The organism is Mycolicibacterium austroafricanum (assembly GCF_902705885.1).
GTDB lineage: Bacteria > Actinomycetota > Actinomycetes > Mycobacteriales > Mycobacteriaceae > Mycobacterium > Mycobacterium vanbaalenii_A.
Genome location: NZ_CACSIP010000075.1, coordinates 138,456 through 156,899 on the forward strand (window position 1 = coordinate 138,456; position 18,444 = coordinate 156,899).

An 18,444-nucleotide genomic window follows, 5' to 3' on the forward strand; every position below is an offset into this window, starting at 1 on the left:
ACCGAAGTCGATGTCGGCGACCGAGACGCATTACGTAGATTATTAAATCATATACCTGTTTAGCGTGTGGTAGGTACGCTCCGCGTTCGGCCAACCACATTGGCGGACAAGCGCTAGACCATCGCGCCGGGCTGTCATGCCTTGAATCATTTCGGCGCAAGGCGCATGTGCCCTGCACCGATAACGGTGTCCAGGAGGCCGGGGCCAAGTCCCGCCTGTTCAGCAGCCTCCACATATGCAGCCACGTCCTTGCGCAGAAACGGGCCGGCTGCAGCCGCAAAAGCAACGACGTCGCCGACGGCTGCAACACTGGTCGATGCGCGGCTCCCGCCGCTGCAGTACTGAAGCACCTCCAGCAGCATGGAGCCATCACCGCCCAGTCCGTCGACGGCGCGCATCGCCGCAGCCACCAGTTCCACATTCGCCGCGAAAAGCGCGTTGTTCACCAACTTCAATCTGAGCGCACTTCCAAGATCTCCGGTGCGCACGACGGGATCGGCATAGCTGGCCAACAGCGGCACGACCTCATCAACCAGGTCGGTCGGACCTCCAATGAGCACCGCGAGCCGGCCTTCGGCGATGTCCTGGGCGGTACCGCTCACTGGTGCGTCGATGACGCCCAGCCCTTCCGCGGCGAGCCGTTTCAATGTCGACACCGCTCCGGTGGTGTGCGAGACCAGAATGGCCCTCGGCCGGGCGTTGGCGACAAGTCCCGCAGGCCCTGCAGCGAGCTGGTGCAGCTGGGCGTCGGAGAACAGACACGAGACCACGATATCGCTTGACGATGCCAGACGCTCGACCGAATCGGTTACGTCGGCACCTTTGCGGCACAGTCGTTCTCGTAGCTCCGGACGGCGGGCGCACACAAGCACGTTGTGACCCGCGTCGAGCAACCGATGCACCATCGGTTCACCCAGCTGACCAGCTCCGACGAATCCCAAGCTCGCCATCAGGCGCCACCCGCGGCCGGGACCTGCCGGGTGACGCAGCGCTTCGACGCCAGCGTGATTGCGCCGAACTTATCGCATCTCGCCCCCTTAAGGTTCATATGTTTTACTATATATGCGGCCAGTTGTTAACCATTCGATTTCCGGGCAGTAGGGCCGGAACACACAGCGTCAAGAGCTGCCGCGCCCCGGGCGCCGTTTCCATTCCCTACGGTGTGGCACGGCGAGGCAATCCACTTCACTACGAGGGCAACGTGACACACGATTTCTGGTACGAGCCTCTGACTCCTCTCGGCTTCCTGGATCGGGCGGCCGCCGTGCATCGCGACGGCGTCGCAGTCATCGACGGACCAGTTCAGCTGACATACGGTCAGCTGCTACAGCGGTGTCAGCGCCTGGCGGGCGCCCTCAGGGAGGATTCGGCCGTCGGGCCGGTCGCGGTGCTGGCACCGAACACACACGTGATGTTGGAGGCCCACTACGGAGTCCCCGGCTCCGGTTCTGCCCTCTTGACACTGAACATCCGGTTGAGCGAGCAGGAACTCGCCTGGATCGTCGACCACGCAGAGGCCTCGACGCTGATCTACGACAGCGAGTGGGCGGAGAAGGCGCGCGCAATTGCGGCTCTGTCGAATCGACCTCTTGCACTCGTGTGTGCGGGAGGACCCGACGATGAGTACGAGTCCATGCTTTCCTCGGCCGATGAGTTCTTCGAACCGGTCGCCGACGAGAACGGCGTGATCTCGCTCAACTACACGAGCGGAACGACGGGTAAGCCAAAAGGAGTGCTCTACCGCCACCGCGGCGCATACCTGCAGTCCCTGGCGATGGTCGCGCACACCGGTCTCAATGCGGATTCGGCTATGCTCTGGACCCTGCCGATGTTTCATTGCAACGGTTGGTGTTTCACGTGGGCGGTCACCGCGGCGACGGGAACGCATGTGTGCCTGCGATCGGTCGTTGCTGAGGATATCTGGCGTCTGATCGACGAAGCGGACATCACGCATCTGAATGGGGCGCCCACGGTCCTGGCCATGATGGCCTACGCAAAGGAAGCTCGCCCACTGAGCGCAGGTCGCAAGCTGCTGGTGGGGACCGGAGGTGCACCGCCAACCCCGGCGATCCTGCGCCGGATGTCAGATCTGGGAATCGACATATTGCACCTCTACGGCCTCACCGAAACCTACGGTCCCGTCGTCTTCTCCGAATGGCGGAACAAGTGGAGCCATTTGGATGTGGGACAGACCGCAGCTCTGCGAGCCCGGCAAGGCATCGCCAACGTGGTCTCTCGGCCTGTGCGAATCGTGGATTCCACAGGCGCCGATGTTCCTGCCGACGGCGCGACGATGGGGGAGGTGGCGGTCCGCGGCAACAACGTGATGGGGGGATACCTCAAGGATCCTGCCGCCACCGCCGAGGCCGCGCCCGACGGCTGGTTTCGCACCGGTGACCTCGGCGTAATGCATCCCGACGGTTACCTCGAACTACGGGACCGTAGCAAGGACGTCATCATCTCGGGCGGCGAGAACATCTCGTCGATCGAGATCGAGAACGTCATCGCATCGCATCCGTCCGTGCTCGAGGTCGCCGTCATCGCCGTACCGGACGACAAGTGGGGCGAGGTTCCCGGCGCCTACGTCACACTCCACGACGGTGCTCTCGCCAGTGCGTCTGACATCGTCACGCACGTCAGACAGAGTCTCGCCGGTTTCAAGGTCCCCAAGCGGGTCACCTTCGGGCCACTGCCCAAGACCGCCACGGGCAAGGTGAAGAAGTACGCGCTTCGAAGCGGATGCGAGGAAGGACGGCTGGCGGATCACACCTCCGCAGCCGGCAGCAATAGCGCTAGCTGACACGCACCGGAGAATTCGCTTCACCGCCAACTTGGTTGATGACAAAGGACATAAGGGTTATTCCGCAGATGACAAACGCATTCAGCACCCATGTTCTCCGCGACGCATATGGACGCCATCCCGCAGGCGTCGTCTTCGTCGGCGCGTTCGTGGACGGCGAACCGTGTGGGTTGACCGCCAGCAGCTTCGTGCCGGTGTCGCTCGAGCCCGCACTCGTGTCGTTCTGCGTGCAGAAAACCTCAAAGACCTGGCCGAAACTCGCGTCGTCGCGATCTCTGGGCATCAGCGTGTTGAGCGAGGGCCACAAGAATGCCATCCGTACGCTGTCGGCAAAGTCAGGGAACCGCTTCGCGGACGTGACCGTCACGACGTCCGATCAGGGTGCGGTCTTCGTAAACAGCTGCGGTCTGTGGCTTGAGGGAGAGATCGACCAAATCGTCGATGCAGGCGACCACGTCATCGTCGTCGTTCGCTTGACCTCCGTCACGGTTCACGACGAGGAGGCTTCGCCGGTGATCTTCTACCGCAGCGCTTGCAGAGTACTCGCCGCGGACATCGATTCCGCCGGCTGACGGTAACGCCTTACGGTCGCCGAAAGCTCACGTTCCAGTCCACTGCGGGGCACGCTTCTCTGCGAAAGCGAGCGCCCCCTCGCGCGCATCGTTTCCAGTCACCACAGGCATCAGAATCTCCGACTGCGCGCGCCATACGTCGACAGCGTCCCATCCGGGAGCCTCGACGATGATCCGCTTGGTCGCCGCGACGGCTAGCGGCCCGTTGGCAGCGATCTTCTCGGCAAGGCCGATGGCGCCATCCAACGCACCTGACGGTTCCGTCAACAGGTTGACCAACCCCAGTTCGCTTGCGCGCTGTGCGGACAGGATCTCACCGGTAAGAGCAAGTTCCATGGCGACCGCGTACGGAATCCGCTGCGGCATCCGCAACAAGCCGCCTCCACCTGCTACCAGTCCGCGTTTGACCTCGGGAAGACCGAACGCCGCTTCGCGCGACGCGACGATAAGGTCCGTGGCCAATGCCAGTTCGGTTCCGCCGGCCAGGGCATAACCTTCGACCGCTGCAATCAGCGGCTTGGCAGGGGGACGTTCGGTGAAACCCAGGCCACGACCCTCCACCGCGATTTCCTCACCCCGCGTGAAAGCTTTCAGGTCCATACCGGCACTGAAGGACCCCCCGGTACCGGTCAGAATGCCCACCGAGAGATTCGAGTCGTCATCAAGGCGACTCATCGCGTCGGCCAGACCTCTGCTCACTGCGCCGTTGATGGCATTCTTGGCTTCGGGCCGGTTGATGGTGATGATCAGAATGCGGCCGCGCTGTTCGACGAGCACAGGCTCGTGAGGCCCGTCTGATGTGGTCACGCAGTATTCCTCGCTATCCTTCGATGGTTTGCGCTGGCTGGCCGGCGCACCCTGAAACCCTTTGCGGCGAATCAGATCCCGACGCACCCAAGAAGCTGTTCGAACCTCAGCTGTCACACAGTTTGCACCGAGGGGCGCGACACCCGTGGGAAGTTGAGCATGCGCCGGGCGTTGTCTTCGACGATCATGGCGCACTCGTCGTCGGGGACATCGGCAAGTACCTCCGCGGCGCGCTTGCGCGAATTCGGCCAGTTCGAATCGGAGTGCGGGAAGTCGATCTCCAACGTGATTCGATCAACACCCACGCTGTGCCGGTTGCGCAGGCCGTGCTCATCGTCGATGAAGCAGCCCCAGAAGTGCCTCTTGAACAGGTCCGACGGACGAGCATCGAAATCGATTGACTGATAGTAGCGGTGCCGCTCCCACACATAGTCGGACCGCTCCAGGATGTAGGGCAACCAGCCGATTCCGCCTTCGGCGAGGGAGAACTGTAGATTCGGGAACCTCTGCAACTTGCCGGAGAACAGCAGGTCGACCGTGGTCCACATCAGGTTGGTCGCGAACAGGGTGATAGCCACCGCGAAGGGAGCACCCACCGCGCCGCTGAGCGCCGCCCCGTTACGCGAGTCCATCGAGGAGAACGAGAACCCCGGAACGAACGAGCCCGACCCGAAGTGCAGCGACACAGGCATGCCGGCGTCGGAGCACACGTCCCACAGCGGATCCCAGTGATCTGAGTGAAATGACGGCAGGCCGAGTGGCACCGGGCTGTCCGGGAACGTGACGGTCCGGGCGCCTTTGGCCGCGACACGCTTGGCCTCGGCGACGGAAGCTTCGATGTCCCACACCGGAAGCAGTGCCAGCGGGATGTACCGTTCGGGCGCCGAGGCACACCACTCGTCGATGTGGAAGTCGTTCCACGCCTTCACACATTCGACGGCGAGGTCCTTGTCCTTCGCCTTCACGAAGGTACTGGCGGCGAATCCGGGGAACGACGGGAAGCAGAGCGCGGCCTGAACCCCGTCGAGGTCCATGTCGGCAATACGTGCGACCGGGTCGTAGCAGCCGGGGATCATGTCTTCGTACCGAACCGGATCCAGGCCCCACTCCTGCGGCGGTCGCCCGGCCACGGCGTTGAGGCCGATGGTCGGGAAGATCTCGCCATCGAAGGACCACAGGTGCTTATCGTCGATCTCGACGATACGTGGGCCAGCCTCGCGGTACTTCTGCGGCAGCCTGTCCTGCCAGACCCGGGGATGTTCGATGAGGTGATCATCAACGGAGACGATCTGATGTTCGTCACGCAGTGGCATAACGCTCCTCGAGTGTCGGTCGAACCAGGACGCACCAGTCGGCATGCCGAACGGGCCGCACGGCCGCCCGGGACATCTGGGCCCCTCTGTGCACTGACGGCGGAGCCCGAGGCGTCGACTCCCACTATAACCCGTTATATAGTTAGATCCATACAATTTGGTGGCAAGCGCGCCAAATACCTCGACGGACGGGAGTGCGAAATGGACTCGGGCGAGTCACTCGGAGCAGAGCGCGAGCCGCTGGACGAAGACGATCACGACCTGCTGACCTTCGGCGAAGTGGGTGAGCGACTCCGCATTGAGATCGCCAACGCGAAAACCCAACTCGACGACGCTCGCACCAGCGGCGACGGCGACGCCATCGACAAGGCGTCGGTGCGCCTGGAGGCATTACTCGACGCCGCATCCAGGAACAGCGCGGGTACACTGAACGACGCGAACTTTGAGAAGTTCTTCGGATATCCCGGGACCGCCAAACGCAGCACCGACGACCGTCCCAGCGAGGCGTGAACCACCCGCAGAACGGGAGCGCCGGACGCGTCAGGGATACGCGATGGTCTTCGTCTCCAGGTACTGCTCGAAACCCTCGTGCCCATTCTGGCGCCCGATACCACTCATCTTGTATCCGCCAAACGGAGCGTCAGCCCCGTAGAAGACCGCACCGTTGACATTCATCGTGCCTGTGCGGACCCGGCGAGCGACCGCCAGGGCACGGTCAGCGCTACCCAGAACCGCACCAGCCAACCCGTAGCTCGATGCGTTCGCCAGCGTGACTGCTCCGTCGTCACCGCCCTCGTACGCCGTGATGGTCAGAACCGGTCCGAAAATCTCCTCGTTGAACAGGCGGTGACCGGGATCCACGTCGGCGAACACCGTGGGTTCCACGTAATATCCGCGGTTCAGATCCTTCGGGACCCCACCGCCGACGGTCAGACGTCCCCCCTGGGCGCTGCCGATCTTGATGTAGTTGAGTACCCGCTCCCGTTGACGTTCTGAAATCACGGGTCCGCACAGAGTAGCGGGATCGGTCGGATCACCGACGGGCACAGCCAAACACATCTGCGTGATCGCCTCGACCGCCGCATCGTAGAGGCTGGCAGGTACGAGCACGCGCGGCGTGAGACCACACCCCTGCCCCGCGTGGATGAAGGCACCGATACACCCGGGCAGCGCGGTTTCGAGGTCGGCGTCGTCGAGCAGGATGTAGGCCGACTTTCCGCCGAGTTCGAGCAGCGTTCGCTTCATAGTGGCTGCCGACAGGCTCTGGATGTGCTGGCCAACCGCGGTGGAACCCGTGAACGAGACCATATCGACCCGCGGGTCCGTGACCAGTGTCTGTGCGAGTTCGTTGCTCGACGTCGGCACGATGTTCACCACGCCCGACGGAATGTCCGTCTTCTCGGCGATGACGCGGCCGAGTCGCAGCGCATTCCACGGCGTCTCCATCGCCGGTTTGAGCACGACGGTGTTGCCGGTGGCGAGAGCCTGCCCGATCTTGTTGAGGGCAATCTCGAACGGGAAGTTCCATGCCGAGATGGCACCCACCACGCCGAGTGGCTCCTTGAGCACCCGGCGCCGATACGGCGAGCCCAATAGAGCTGCGTCGGGAAGCTCTCTTTCCCAGGGGAATACATTGATGTAATGCGCAGGCCAGCGGATCGCGTCCGCCATCGGCCAGTCGAGTTGAGGACCGAACGTCGACGATAGTGGGCATCCGGTTTCCGCTATCAGTTCCGACCGAAGCTGCTCCAGCTCCTCGAGCAACGCGTTGTGCAACTGCAGCAGGCAATGCTCGCGGAAGCCGTGGTTGTTCGCCCATCCGGTGTTGTCGAAGGCGTGCCGTGCTGCCGCGATCGCCGCCTCCATATCCTCCGGGCCTGCGTCGGCGGCGACACCCAGGATCTCCTCGGTCGCCGGATTGATGTTATTTGCGGTTCGGCCGCGGACGGCCCCCCGAAGCTCGCCGTTGATGTACAGCCGCGTCTCCGGACTGAATACTTCGGTGTCGTTCATCGTCGGCTGAACCGTCACCATCTTTGCTCCTGTCGCATGCTGACACCCTGTGCTATCCATAACATATAACTGTTTAGTTGGTTCACGTGTCAAAGTCGTGACACTGCGTGAAGGAGCAGACCCAGACCGTGGATACAGCCGCGCGAAGCGAGTACGCATCCGAAGCCGCGACGTTCCGGCACGGATTCCGGCGCTATCTGCGGGATCTCGGCGACGCAGATCAGTGGCGCTCGGCGCGCTTTGGCAACGCGGAGTCGGTGTTCGAGCACGACGCCGACCGGATGTACCGGCTCTACGCCGACGGTTGGAGCCGGTTCGGCTGGCCCGAGTGGGCCGGCGGGTTCGGCGGCACCCAGGAGCACCGCATGGCGTACTTCGACGAATTGACGCGTGCCCGGCTGCCTCAACCATTGCAGCATCAATCTCTCGAGCGGTTCCTCCCCACTCTGATCGAGCACGCACCCGACCTCGCGGCGGTGTACCTGCCCCAGTACCTGCGCGGCACTGAATGGTGGTCTACGAACGCAGCCGACTGGCCGGCATGTGGTGATCCGACGACGCTCGCGATCTCTGCGCTAGCCGCCGGTCGCGACAATGTGATCCTGCGCGGCCCACAGACGTGGAGCTACATCGGCCCCAACCCGACCCAGCTCATGCTCCTGGCCAAGACTGAGCACGGCGCTGCATCGATGTTCCTGGTGAGCGCCGCCGCGCCTGGCTCCGCGATTCGCAGAGTTCCGGCGGCGGGCGGCCGCCCCGACATCGTCGAAGTCACCGTCAATCACCTTCGGGTCGCCGGATCGCGCGTCATCGGCGACGTCGGTGCTGGACTATCTGTGATGCAACGTATTTCGTTAGCCCCGCGCGGCCTTGGGTGCTACGCGGATCTCAGCAAGCTTCTCTTCGACCTCGGCCTGCTACGAGAGGCTATGGCAACGCATGGATCCAGCCAAGGGCAGCGGCAACGCTTCGCACAGGTGTACGTCGACGTAGTTTCTGCCCAGGCACTCGCCAGTGAGACGATCCGAGCCGAGGCTCCGCAGCTACCCGGCGGTGCAGATGTCGAAACGATACTGCTTCGGCAGGTGCGCCAGCGGGTCAGCGATCTGATCCTCGACGTGGGACGGTCCCACATCATCAGAGGTACGAACGCGGGCGGTGAGTCACTCGGCTCCGCCCGGGCGGACTGGTGGTACTCACGCGCGGCCGACGCTGCTCATCCGGCACGCCGTCAACCTCACGTGGGTCTCGACGGTCATTCGTCCAGGAAGGTTCAGCAGCCGTGAGTGACATCAAGTGGGACCTCGTCGAAGAACGCGTGCACCGCCTCTTCGAAGAACTGGCGCACTCGCAAGAACCTGCGGACAGCGGTGGGGCTATCACCCCAGTTGAGTTTGCATCGGTCGACGCGCTGCTAGCCGATGTCGGATGGCCCGCCATCGAAGCCGATTTCCCGACCGAAGCGTGCGAACTGCTGTTCCGGGCGCAGGGCCGCACGCTTGCACAGACCGACTGCTTGAGCCGAGCGATGTTGGCCGAACTATCGTGGCTACCCGACGACGTCAACGGCATCGTGCTGCCAGATGTTAGATGGGGTGAGACTCCCAGAGCAGCTCAAGAGGTTTCTGGAATCATTATCGGCCCCTTTCGCGGACGTGTCGCCGTTCCGGTGTCGGGTCCGATGGGCACGGTGTCAGTAGGGGTCGTCGAGGCATCGCGACTCGAAGGCCAACGCCTGGACACCTTCGACTCGTCCGTCTCGTGGACCTCGGTAAGCGGACCACTCGACTTCCCTCTCGTCGAGGCGTCGACGGAGTGGTACCGGGCAGTTTCGGCGGCTCAACGCGGACTGTCCACAGAACTCGTCGCCCTCGCCGATTCGGTGTTGATGGTCTTCGTCGATGGCGGCGGGGACCACACCTCCACCCGCGAGCTCCCGAGCTTCGTTGACGTCACATGCCATCAAGTCGCCCAAGCAACAGCGGTCCTCGAAGGAGCCCGCGCACTGCTCGCCGAATCATGGCGCTACGGCGGTCGGCTATCTGCTCTCGCCGCAAAGTGCGCCGCCGGCCGTGCTCACCGTGCCGTGAGCGAGTTGGCGCTGCAGTCGTTGGGGCTGCAGAGCTGGACGCGAGAACCCCTGATCGCCAGGTACGTGGCTCGCGGGATGCAACTCGACGCTCTCTGCGGATCTCACGAACACCTCGAGGCCGTTCTGGGAGAGCGGCTTTTTGAGATTTGCACTGCCGGGCAGCCGCTTCCGTCCGTGCTGACATTGGCGCCCTGAAACGACGTCCTCGGTCACGGTCAACCCGCGCGGCGCGCCACCGCACCACGCGGCCGCGCCACTGCCGGCCCGACCAGCATCAACTGCGGGCTTGGCACCGCTCAATGAGTTTCTCCGCCAGCAATTGTGGGTGGCTGATCATCACGTCGTGGCACGCATCGACCTCGATCAGGGTCTGGACTCCGCCCAGCGCAGAGATGCTGTTGCGCTGAGACCGAGTCGACAGCGCACGGTCACGAGTGGTCATGATCCATGTGCGCGGGACCTCGGGGGGCAGACTGCTGCGATCGACTCGCTCGGCCACTATCGCAATCGCTTCGGTGTAGAGGCGTGACAGTGTGAACTCGCGCTGCTCGGGTGTCATGCCATTACAGAAGGCATAACGCGCCATGGATTTCGGCAATGCCGTCGTCCTGGTTGTCTTGGCCTTGCGGCGGGCAAACCAGCCCAGCGGTCCGCCGAGCGTATCGACGATGGCGGTGCCCTGCGGGGGAACAAATGCACACGCGAAGATCATTTCGCGAACCCGAGACGAACCCAATTTGGCGACGACCCCCGGTATCGTTACCCCAGCCATCGAATGACCGACGATCACGATATCGCCCAGTCGGTGCCGATCGATATCGGCAACAACCGAATCGACCCAATCGGCGATCGTGGCCTCTCCGAGATCGCCCCGCTTGCCCCGGCGACCGGGCAGGTCCACCGAAAGTACCCGCAGGTGCGGGGCTTGCGTGCGCAACTCGGCGACAGTGGGGTCCCAGCAATCTGCTGCGTGCGCACCACCGTGCACGAGGACCAAATCAGGCAGTGACATGTCCGTGACACTCTCGACGATCGGCTACATCCGGTGACATATATAACTGTTATACGGCATAAGTTACCCGACTCACCACAGCGGGTAGGGGGCCCTGACCACTCCATTGCCACGGATGGGCTGACCTCAGCGAGTGAGCCGAAGCCGACAGTTCTGGCACAGCGATGTCGCGGCCGAGTCCGCAGAGCTTGCCTGCGTCGCCCGTCGAATCCATCGGAGTATCGCTGTCGTGGCGACGTCGTGGTCCTGCAGACGGTGTAGCCGGAGAAGCTGCGCAGCGACATGGCCCCGTGCTTCTCGCTGATCTCGGTTAAGGTGTTCGACAGTTAGATCTTTTATTGATGCTTTCCCGGGGAGGTCGTTGTGGAGGTCACCAGTCTTCGAGAGCCGAAGATGGCCGATCGGGTAGCCACAGTGCTCCGCCGGATGTTCATCCGCGGGGAGATTGCCGAAGGCGCGATGCTACCTCCGGAATCGGAGTTGATGGAGCGCTTCGGGGTATCCCGTCCCACTTTGCGTGAGGCGTTCCGAGTCCTCGAGTCGGAGTCGCTGATCCAGGTTGAGCGCGGCGTCCGCGGTGGAGCTCGCGTCACACGCCCGCGCCGGGAGACCCTTGCTCGTTATGCCGGCCTCATTCTCGAGTACGAGGGCGTCACGCTGCGCGATGTCTTCGACGCTCGCGTTCTCTTGGAGACCCCTATGGTCGTCCAATTGGCCACCGATCGGGATCCGAAGATCATCGCCGAACTCGAACAGATCGTCGAGCGCGAAGCGGAACTCGCTGGGGCCGGCGAGTCTCCGCACGAATTGATCGACTTTCATACCGCCATCGCCCGACTGTCGGGCAACAAGACGCTGCAAATAGTGTCCGACATGCTTCGCCACATCATCGAGAAGGCCCACCGGTCGCTGCCATCGATCGAAGGCCCCCGCGCCCAACAGGCGGTGCGCCGCTCCACCAAGACGCACCGGATGCTCCTCGACTACATCAAGGCAGGCGATGCAACAGCTGCCGGCGAGCTCTGGGAGCGTCACCTCAAGAAGGTCGAAGAATTCGTCCTTTCCCGCTCCGACTTGTCGACCGTGGTCGATCTTCTCGAGTAGACCCCCGCGCTCGGCCCTTGTGCAAGGCGCTCGCTGATTCGGTCGCTGCGCGCAACGCGTGCAGTTTTGGCATTGGCGCTGTCCGGCTATACCCTTAAATAGTTAACGGATACCCTCCGCGTGTCGTCAGCGTGCCGCGTCCCGTCGCGATGTGATGCGCTAGCGGTCCGCTGGTTACCAACGCGAGGACAGAGCCTGATGACTCCCTGCGACCTGAACGCTCAGGATGCTGAGCTCGCGGAGCTACGCGCTTCAGTGCGGTGCTTTCTCACAGACGACCGAGAACAACATGGATGGGTTCCCGCCGTCGATGCCTGGCTTGCCGGATGGGATGAGGAGTTTTCGCAGCGGCTCGGTGCCGCTGGGTTCACCGGCGTGACGATCCCGCAGCAGTACGGCGGACGTGGTCTGTCGCATCTGCATCGCTACGTGGTCACCGAAGAACTCCTCGCCGCAGGCGCTCCCGTCGCAGCACATTGGATTGCCGACCGGCAAGTCGCACCGGCGCTGATCACCTACGGCACCGAGGACCAACGCGCTCGGCTGCTTCCGCGAATCGCGGCCGGGTCCTTCTACTCGGCGATCGGCATGAGCGAGCACGGTGCCGGCTCGGACCTGGCTGCCGTGAAGACCAAGGCGACACGGACCGACGGCGGTTGGCTGCTCTCCGGGACCAAGGTGTGGACCAGCGGCGCCCACCATGCACACCAGGTAGTGGTCCTGGCCCGTACTGAACCCGCCGACCCGAAACGTCGTCACGCCGGATTCAGCCAATTCCTCGTGTCCTGCGATCGCCCCGGCGTACTCATCGAACCCATCATCTTGATGTCCGGGGCCCACCACTTCAACGAAGTCACGTTCGATCAGGTCTTTGTCGCCGATGCAGACGTGCTGGGCGACATCGGCAACGGCTGGCACCAGGTGACGGCTGAGTTGTCCTTCGAGCGGAGCGGTCCAGAACGGATACTGTCCACCGCGCCGCTGTTGCTGGCAGTCGTTCGCGCGCTACAGAACGGCGGAGTATCGGATGACCGCACGTTGTCAGACGTCGGCGATCTACTCGCGCATCTGATATCGCTTCGCCAGCTGTCGTTCTCGGTGGCACGCACTTTGAACGACGGCCGCGACGCGAGCAATCGAGCCGCTCTCGTCAAGGATCTCGGCACGCAATTCGAAGCCGAATCCGTCCGGGTGGCTGCCCAATTGCTCGAAGGGCAGTGCACTCCACCAGATATCGACACCATGCTCCGAACCGCCTGGCTGCACAAGCCGATGTTCACCCTTCGCGGCGGGACGAACGAAGTACTGCGCGGGCTGGTGGCTCGCGGGATGGGATTGCGATGAGTGCCACGACTGCTGGGGTATTCGATTCCGAAACCGCGACGGACGAGCATGCCGATCTGCGCGAACTCGTAGACGGGATCGCCGGCAAGTTCTACAGCGCCGCGATGGGCAATCATGGCATCCCGGAGCCATTCGACACCCAGCTTTGGGCCGCGCTCGAGGAGACCGGGCTTTCACGCCTGGCGTCCTCGTCCGACCTCGGCGCGGGGCCCACCGAGGCGGCCATCGTGCTGTACGGCTTGGCTCGCCACGCGGCAGCGGTGCCGATCGCCGAGGCCGATCTGTTGGGTGGCTGGCTTGCTACCCGTGCGGGCATCGAACTGCCCGAGGGGGTAGCTACCGTCGCCATCGCGGATGCCACGACGGGCGAGGCGTCCGTCGGCAGAGTCACTGCTGTGCCTTGGGCTCGGGATTGCAAGCACATTGTCCTCGCGGCCCCTGGGAGCCACGGAACACGGGTCGGTGTCGTCGACGTAATCGTCGACAAACTGGTTCTGGATCACAACCTCGCCGGCGAACCCCGCGACGGGATTGAAACCGGCCTTCTGACTAGTCAATTGACCACCGTTGACAGCGCTATCGGACGGGAGTTGCTGACGCGTGGCGCCTGGGCACGCTGCATTCAGGTGCTAGGAGCACTGGACGCCGCGGCGACACTGACCGTGACGCACACCCGAGAGCGTGTGCAGTTCGGTCGTCCGTTGAGCGCACTCCAAGCAGTGCAGCATTCCCTCGCTGCCATGGCGGGTGACATCGAGCGCGCACGGTCTGCCGTGGATGCGGCCATCAGTGCGGCCACGGCATACGGCTTCGGTGACGACCGCACGGAACTGGCTGTCGCGGTGGCCAAGATCGTGCTGGGTCAGGTCGTGGGGCCGGTGACCACCGCTGCCCACCAACTTCACGGCGCAATCGGAGTGACCCGCGAGCACCCCCTGTGGCTCTTCACGCTTCGGGCCCAGAGCTGGGTCGGCGATTATGGAACTGCTCGGCTCTTCGCGCATCAATTGGGCCGGCTCACTCTCGCGTGTGACAACCCGTGGGGTCTGGTCACGGGCGAGGTCACTGCCAACCGCGGACAGCAGGCGTAGTAAAACTGACAACCCTTTGTTCATATCGCGATATGCTGCACGATTGACCCACCGTGACTGAGGAGCAGAAGTGAGCAGTTTCCAGCGCACTATCCGAGTCATTCTTGTGTCCGGTTCGCTGACAGCGATGGCGCTTTCCTCGGCAGCTCCGGCGCCGGCCGACAATAGGCGGCTCAACGAAAGCGTCTTTGGCAATATTTACACTGCTCAGAAAATGAACGGGTGTCCTGTGCCTCCTCAGCGAGATGGCCGGCTGGACGAAGCGGCGCGCAGACATGCGCTCGACCTACTCCATCATCGGGAACTCAACGGCGGCATCGGATCCGACGGTTCAACGGTGTCGGATCGAGCAGCCGCGGCGGGCTTCACCGGCACCGTCGCGGAGACGATTGCCATCAATCCAGCGCTCGCGATCAGCGGTATAGAGATCCTGGACCGATGGTGGCCGGATCCGGTTTCACGCGGCACGATGCAGGATTGCGCCAACATATCGATCGGCGTGTGGTCGGAAAACGCGCTCGACCGTTCAGTCGTTGTGGCGGTATACGGGCAGCCCTCGCTGTGACACCGCAGCGCAACCGATAGAACCAATCGAAGGCCGCGGAAGGCACCGCCGACGATTGCGGTCTAGCCGTCCGCCCGGGCCTCTGCATCGAGGCCAAACATCAAGGAATGATCCTGCATTGCCCCGCAAATTCTGACCGGACACCTCAAGGATTTGCCACCGCACACTCGCACCGGTCGCCGGTCGACACCATGACCAGACCGTCAAGTCGCCGCCGGAACCCACGCTGCGATTCGATCCCACAGCTGTTGGCGGTGGCTGGCGAAGTTCTGGCAGTGTCCCGACTTTGAGACCAGGAGCAGCGTCACATCGGCAGAGCCGGTGTAGTTGGCGGGCTCACAGTAGGGATTGGGCGAAACGTCAATCGCCGCGCCGAATGCCAAGAGTACCGGCACGTCCACTTGCGGCGCGTGGCGCTCGACGAATCCAGGCGTGGCGACCTCAGCGCCTGCGCGCAGCGGCAACCGACTCTGTGCGGCGGTGTCGGCGTCGATCACCTGCCGCGGTACCTCTCCGGCATAGAACAGATCCTCAAGATACGAGCGCGGCGCTATATGGTGACTGTCCTGTGGACTGGCACCTGAGAGCTGGCATACCGCCGCAATCGACTGCTGGACCCGGTTTTCGAGGTCATCGGCATCGGCCGATTCTTCAAATACGTTGGTGATTTGCACCCCGTACCCGAGCAGCGCCACCGCGTCGTACACGCCCGTGTTGGCCTGCACCATCGTGGTCAGGCATGCGCCCATCGAGTGACCCACACCGATCAAAGGGACCGCCAGCGGCGGAACGTTCCCGATGAGGTCTCCGTTGCGCAGGCCTTCACGGACCTGCCGGGCCACCTCGGCATCGCCGCTGGCCAGCAAACTCAGTCCTAGCTGACCGGAGGCGGTCGGGTCAGCGCTCTCGCCAACACCGAGGTGGTCTACGGCGATAACGATAAAGCCAGCAGCGGCCAGGTGCTCAGCAAAACTGTAACCTGGATGTCCGTCAATCTGCATGTGCCAATAGCGTTTGTCATAGAGCCCGCCGGGCAGACACAGCAAGGTGCCCACCGCGTCGGCGGGTCGCGGAGGAAGAAACGCCCATCCAGCCTGCGTCAGATGCTCACCGGTACCGACACCGGCCGTCACGTCGAACGTCAACGGAATTGGCATGCCGAGTATCTTGGGGTCCGCGGCCAGCGGTGTCCAGTGCGTTTCGCGCACCGCGGTGTTGCCCAAATCGCAACGGGTACCGCTATCGAGTGTCACACTGGCGCAGTGGAACTGCACCACCTGCGCTGCTTTATAACGGTTGCCGACGAGCTGCACTTCGGTCGGGCCGCGCAGCGGCTGCACCTAAGCACCGCACCGGTCAGCCGGGCGGTGCGAGCGCTGGAGAGCGAGCTCGGGGTGGCCTTGTTCATCCGCGGCCACCGCGACGTCCGCCTCACCGCCGCGGGATCGGCGCTTCGTGAACGAGCCGCTGAAACCTTGCGCCACGCTGCCTCGCTGAGCGACTACGCGCGGTCGTTCTGGACTCCTCCGCATTCTATTACCGTTGGTGCATCGCATCTTTCGCCACCGTCCGTACTGGACCGCACGGTCGCTGCTCTGCGCAACCTGACCACGTCGAGGGTCGACATCGAGCTCGTCGAACCCGCCCAGCTGCCCGGCCGGCTCGCGACCGGCACACTGGACTTCGCGTTGTTGAACCAGACGTCTGACTGTGTCGGGCTGCCGCACCAGCCGGTCGCCGTTTTCGACTATGTGCTCGCCATGCGTTGCGACGACCCGCTGACCGCATGTGACCTCATCGAATGGGCCGACATCACCGGCAGGGAAGTGACACTGCCACCCGACACGCCGTTCCCCTCAGTGCTCAACGACCTGCGTGACTTCATGGTCTGCCACGGAGCGACCCGATTCGATCGGATCGACAGCCTCGACGTGGCTGCAATAGCCAGCCGAATCCGCACCCACCACAGCGTGATTCCGTCACTGCGCCCGGAAGCCGGGGGACCATGGCGGGTATTCGACGACCCGGTTTTCGCAGTCCGGCAGTTCCGCCAACCGCCGCCAGCCTACGTCCTTTCATTGGCGTGGAGCCCCGGCGCCGCGCGGAGAACGGACATCGACCCGAGGGACGTTCTCGCCTCGGTCGCCGAATCGGCGACCGCATCCTACGAGTGTCCCGCCCCGGTGGCCTGCGAGACCAAGTGAATCCTGAACAGACCCGACGGGTGGACTCAGCAACCGGGACTCACCACTACCTCCGCGCAATGCGCCCGATGCGCCGGCGACGCGACGAATCAATTCGGATTACTGTCAGCCACCGGGTATGAGCATGGACTGCCACGTCTTGTCCGCAGGTGCGGTGTTGGCCAGATCAGCCTGCCGATAGACCTTGCCGTCGGGTCCGATGTATTCCCCCGTTGCGGGGTCGTATTCAGCGACGGCGATCGGTGCCGGCGGCGCGGCACTGGGAGGCTGCGGGATGGATTGTCCCGTGGTTGTCGCGTTCGGATCGCCCTTCCAGTTGTAACCGTCGTTCAACGGAACGTACTGCTCGTCGCTTTCGCACATCTTGGCTGTCGGGGCTCGCTTGCCGGGCTTCGTCACACACGGATAGTTGCGCGCACCTCGCACACTGTTGTCGCTGTTCTGCGGGATCCGGCAGTAGAGGTCACCCGCCGGGGGCTCCGGTGAATCCTCGAAGATCGGCGAGCGTCGCTGCTGCGCAGGCAAGTAGCCCGTCGTGCACGGAGGCGGAAGGTTCTGGTTCAGGTTGAAACTCTGGTACGAGCCCTTGTACCTCTGGTTGGTGGACTGCCCCGGTACATACGTGGCACCGGCGACCGCCAGTCCTTGCGGGAGCAGGACCAGCATCTGCTCAATGCTCGGATTGTAGGCGACCGCGACCTGGTTCACGCTGGCGAAGTTTGCGGCCACGACCGGCAGTGTCGGCGTCAGTCGGTCGAACAGCGCGGCGACCTCCCGCGCCGCCGAGGGCGCCGCGTTGAGGACCCCGCGCAGGTTGTTGTCGTTCCCTTCGACCTGACGCGTCACCTCGGCAAGATGCCCCGCCCACGACTGGATGGAGTCTGCCGTGTCGGTTTGGGTGTCAGCCAAGGCACCGCCGTTATCGATCACGTTCGTCAGCTCGGCGAGATTCCTCTTGGCGTCCGTCGCCAGAGCTGTGGACCCGTCGACGATCCTCGAAAGCTCAGGTCCCAGACCCCCGACGGCTTGGTACGACTCGTCGATCACCGTCTTCAGGTTATCTCCGGGGATTGCGGTCAACCCCTGGTTCGTAGCACTCAACAGGTCGTTGATGTCCGGCGGAACGCTGGCGCGCGCGCTGTCGATGATGTCGCCCTTGCGCAGCGGTGGCGAGTCAGAATCCCGCGGGAGTAGGGCGACGTACTGCTCACCGATGGCGCTTTGACTGTGCACCTCTGCCGTGAGGTTCGACGGGATGTCCACTCCGGACTTGAGCGCCAAGACAGCTCGGACTCCGTTGTCGTCGAGGTTCACGCTCTTGACTTGTCCGACCTCCGTGCCGCGGTACGTCACGAGCGCGCGTTCGTAAAGTCCACCGGCCGAACGTAACTCAAGCGTCACCGGGTAGGTGTCAACCCCGATTAGTCGCGGCAGCTTCATGTAGCCGAAAACCATCACGGAGCCGGCGACCAGCGAGACAACCGCGAAGATCACGAGCTGAATCTTGATTCGTCTGTTCAAGCGCAC

General features: G+C 63.5%; 17 protein-coding genes. 10 read left to right on the plus strand and 7 right to left on the minus strand.

Features of this window, described 5'->3' with window-relative positions; all coding sequences use genetic code 11:
* Positions 1-146: 146 nt before the first annotated feature.
* A complete protein-coding gene (locus BEMPMBAN_RS31545; RefSeq protein ID WP_337761930.1) occupies positions 147-950 on the minus strand; it encodes an NAD(P)-dependent oxidoreductase in 804 nt (267 codons plus the stop codon).
* A gap of 251 nt (positions 951-1,201) precedes the next feature.
* On the opposite strand from BEMPMBAN_RS31545, the gene BEMPMBAN_RS31550 reads away from it, so the two are divergent.
* The gene (locus BEMPMBAN_RS31550) at positions 1,202-2,800 is read left to right on the plus strand and encodes an AMP-binding protein (protein ID WP_200846188.1); all 1,599 of its coding nucleotides are present in this window, start codon (positions 1,202-1,204) and stop codon (positions 2,798-2,800) included.
* A gap of 68 nt (positions 2,801-2,868) precedes the next feature.
* Positions 2,869-3,372, plus strand: coding sequence for a flavin reductase family protein (locus tag BEMPMBAN_RS31555; RefSeq protein WP_159235391.1), 504 nt, complete (start codon positions 2,869-2,871; stop codon positions 3,370-3,372).
* A gap of 27 nt (positions 3,373-3,399) precedes the next feature.
* On the opposite strand, the gene BEMPMBAN_RS31560 is transcribed toward BEMPMBAN_RS31555, so the two are convergent.
* Positions 3,400-4,179 (minus strand): crotonase/enoyl-CoA hydratase family protein, encoded by a 780-nt coding sequence (locus BEMPMBAN_RS31560; RefSeq protein WP_200846195.1) that lies wholly within the window; start codon positions 4,177-4,179, stop codon positions 3,400-3,402.
* A gap of 113 nt (positions 4,180-4,292) precedes the next feature.
* The gene (locus BEMPMBAN_RS31565) at positions 4,293-5,492 is read right to left on the minus strand and encodes an amidohydrolase family protein (RefSeq protein WP_159235392.1); all 1,200 of its coding nucleotides are present in this window, start codon (positions 5,490-5,492) and stop codon (positions 4,293-4,295) included.
* 201 nt (positions 5,493-5,693) lie between these two features.
* Here BEMPMBAN_RS31565 and BEMPMBAN_RS31570 point away from each other — a divergent pair, with 201 nt between their 5' ends.
* A complete protein-coding gene (locus BEMPMBAN_RS31570; protein ID WP_159235393.1) occupies positions 5,694-6,002 on the plus strand; it encodes an acyl-CoA synthetase in 309 nt (102 codons plus the stop codon).
* 30 nt (positions 6,003-6,032) lie between these two features.
* Here BEMPMBAN_RS31570 and BEMPMBAN_RS31575 read toward each other — a convergent pair whose 3' ends face one another.
* Positions 6,033-7,505, minus strand: coding sequence for an aldehyde dehydrogenase family protein (locus BEMPMBAN_RS31575; RefSeq protein WP_159235441.1), 1,473 nt, complete (start codon positions 7,503-7,505; stop codon positions 6,033-6,035).
* A gap of 128 nt (positions 7,506-7,633) precedes the next feature.
* Between BEMPMBAN_RS31575 and BEMPMBAN_RS31580 the strand changes: the two genes are divergently transcribed.
* Together BEMPMBAN_RS31580 and BEMPMBAN_RS31585 are read left to right on the plus strand one after the other, a co-directional pair.
* Entirely contained in the window at positions 7,634-8,791 is a 1,158-nt protein-coding gene (locus BEMPMBAN_RS31580) for an acyl-CoA dehydrogenase family protein (RefSeq protein WP_159235394.1), read from the plus strand.
* The gene (locus tag BEMPMBAN_RS31585) at positions 8,788-9,792 is read left to right on the plus strand and encodes an acyl-CoA dehydrogenase (protein WP_159235395.1); all 1,005 of its coding nucleotides are present in this window, start codon (positions 8,788-8,790) and stop codon (positions 9,790-9,792) included. The genes BEMPMBAN_RS31580 and BEMPMBAN_RS31585 overlap by 4 nt, the downstream gene beginning before the upstream one ends.
* Positions 9,793-9,871: 79 nt before the next feature.
* On the opposite strand, the gene BEMPMBAN_RS31590 is transcribed toward BEMPMBAN_RS31585, so the two are convergent.
* The gene (locus tag BEMPMBAN_RS31590; RefSeq protein WP_159235396.1) at positions 9,872-10,609 is read right to left on the minus strand and encodes an alpha/beta fold hydrolase; all 738 of its coding nucleotides are present in this window, start codon (positions 10,607-10,609) and stop codon (positions 9,872-9,874) included.
* A gap of 363 nt (positions 10,610-10,972) precedes the next feature.
* Here BEMPMBAN_RS31590 and BEMPMBAN_RS31595 point away from each other — a divergent pair, with 363 nt between their 5' ends.
* The 4 genes from BEMPMBAN_RS31595 to BEMPMBAN_RS31610 all read left to right on the plus strand — a co-directional run bounded on the left by BEMPMBAN_RS31595 (position 10,973) and on the right by BEMPMBAN_RS31610 (position 14,713).
* Positions 10,973-11,713: a FadR/GntR family transcriptional regulator gene (locus BEMPMBAN_RS31595; protein ID WP_159235397.1), complete on the plus strand. Its 741-nt coding sequence runs from the start codon at positions 10,973-10,975 to the stop codon at positions 11,711-11,713.
* 198 nt (positions 11,714-11,911) lie between these two features.
* A complete protein-coding gene (locus BEMPMBAN_RS31600; protein ID WP_200846189.1) occupies positions 11,912-13,057 on the plus strand; it encodes an acyl-CoA dehydrogenase family protein in 1,146 nt (381 codons plus the stop codon).
* Positions 13,054-14,148, plus strand: a complete 1,095-nt coding sequence (locus tag BEMPMBAN_RS31605) for an acyl-CoA dehydrogenase family protein (RefSeq protein WP_159235398.1) — start codon at positions 13,054-13,056, stop codon at positions 14,146-14,148. Before BEMPMBAN_RS31600 ends, BEMPMBAN_RS31605 begins: the two co-directional genes overlap by 4 nt.
* 127 nt (positions 14,149-14,275) lie before the next feature.
* A complete protein-coding gene (locus tag BEMPMBAN_RS31610) occupies positions 14,276-14,713 on the plus strand; it encodes a CAP domain-containing protein (RefSeq protein WP_200846196.1) in 438 nt (145 codons plus the stop codon).
* A gap of 203 nt (positions 14,714-14,916) precedes the next feature.
* Here the strand turns inward: BEMPMBAN_RS31610 and BEMPMBAN_RS31615 are convergent, their stop codons facing one another.
* Positions 14,917-15,990: an alpha/beta hydrolase gene (locus BEMPMBAN_RS31615; RefSeq protein WP_234897808.1), complete on the minus strand. Its 1,074-nt coding sequence runs from the start codon at positions 15,988-15,990 to the stop codon at positions 14,917-14,919.
* Between BEMPMBAN_RS31615 and BEMPMBAN_RS31620 the strand changes: the two genes are divergently transcribed.
* Positions 15,976-16,917: a LysR family transcriptional regulator gene (locus BEMPMBAN_RS31620; RefSeq protein ID WP_200846190.1), complete on the plus strand. Its 942-nt coding sequence runs from the start codon at positions 15,976-15,978 to the stop codon at positions 16,915-16,917. The genes BEMPMBAN_RS31615 and BEMPMBAN_RS31620 overlap by 15 nt on opposite strands.
* A 105-nt stretch (positions 16,918-17,022) precedes the next feature.
* On the opposite strand, the gene BEMPMBAN_RS31625 is transcribed toward BEMPMBAN_RS31620, so the two are convergent.
* Positions 17,023-18,444, minus strand: a complete 1,422-nt coding sequence (locus tag BEMPMBAN_RS31625; protein WP_159235402.1) for an MCE family protein — start codon at positions 18,442-18,444, stop codon at positions 17,023-17,025.

What these genes read in the sequence shown, in the direction of transcription:
- BEMPMBAN_RS31570 (WP_159235393.1), top strand. Translation starts at nt 5,694, where the DNA reads ATGGACTCGGGCGAGTCACTCGGAGCAGAGCGCGAGCCGCTGGACGAA.
- BEMPMBAN_RS31575 (WP_159235441.1), bottom strand. Translation starts at nt 7,505, where the DNA reads ATGAACGACACCGAAGTATTCAGTCCGGAGACGCGGCTGTACATCAAC.
- BEMPMBAN_RS31605 (WP_159235398.1), top strand. Translation starts at nt 13,054, where the DNA reads ATGAGTGCCACGACTGCTGGGGTATTCGATTCCGAAACCGCGACGGAC.
- BEMPMBAN_RS31610 (WP_200846196.1), top strand. Translation starts at nt 14,276, where the DNA reads ATGGCGCTTTCCTCGGCAGCTCCGGCGCCGGCCGACAATAGGCGGCTC.
- BEMPMBAN_RS31600 (WP_200846189.1), top strand. Translation starts at nt 11,912, where the DNA reads ATGACTCCCTGCGACCTGAACGCTCAGGATGCTGAGCTCGCGGAGCTA.
- BEMPMBAN_RS31555 (WP_159235391.1), top strand. Translation starts at nt 2,869, where the DNA reads ATGACAAACGCATTCAGCACCCATGTTCTCCGCGACGCATATGGACGC.
- BEMPMBAN_RS31590 (WP_159235396.1), bottom strand. Translation starts at nt 10,609, where the DNA reads ATGTCACTGCCTGATTTGGTCCTCGTGCACGGTGGTGCGCACGCAGCA.
- BEMPMBAN_RS31545 (WP_337761930.1), bottom strand. Translation starts at nt 950, where the DNA reads ATGGCGAGCTTGGGATTCGTCGGAGCTGGTCAGCTGGGTGAACCGATG.
- BEMPMBAN_RS31565 (WP_159235392.1), bottom strand. Translation starts at nt 5,492, where the DNA reads ATGCCACTGCGTGACGAACATCAGATCGTCTCCGTTGATGATCACCTC.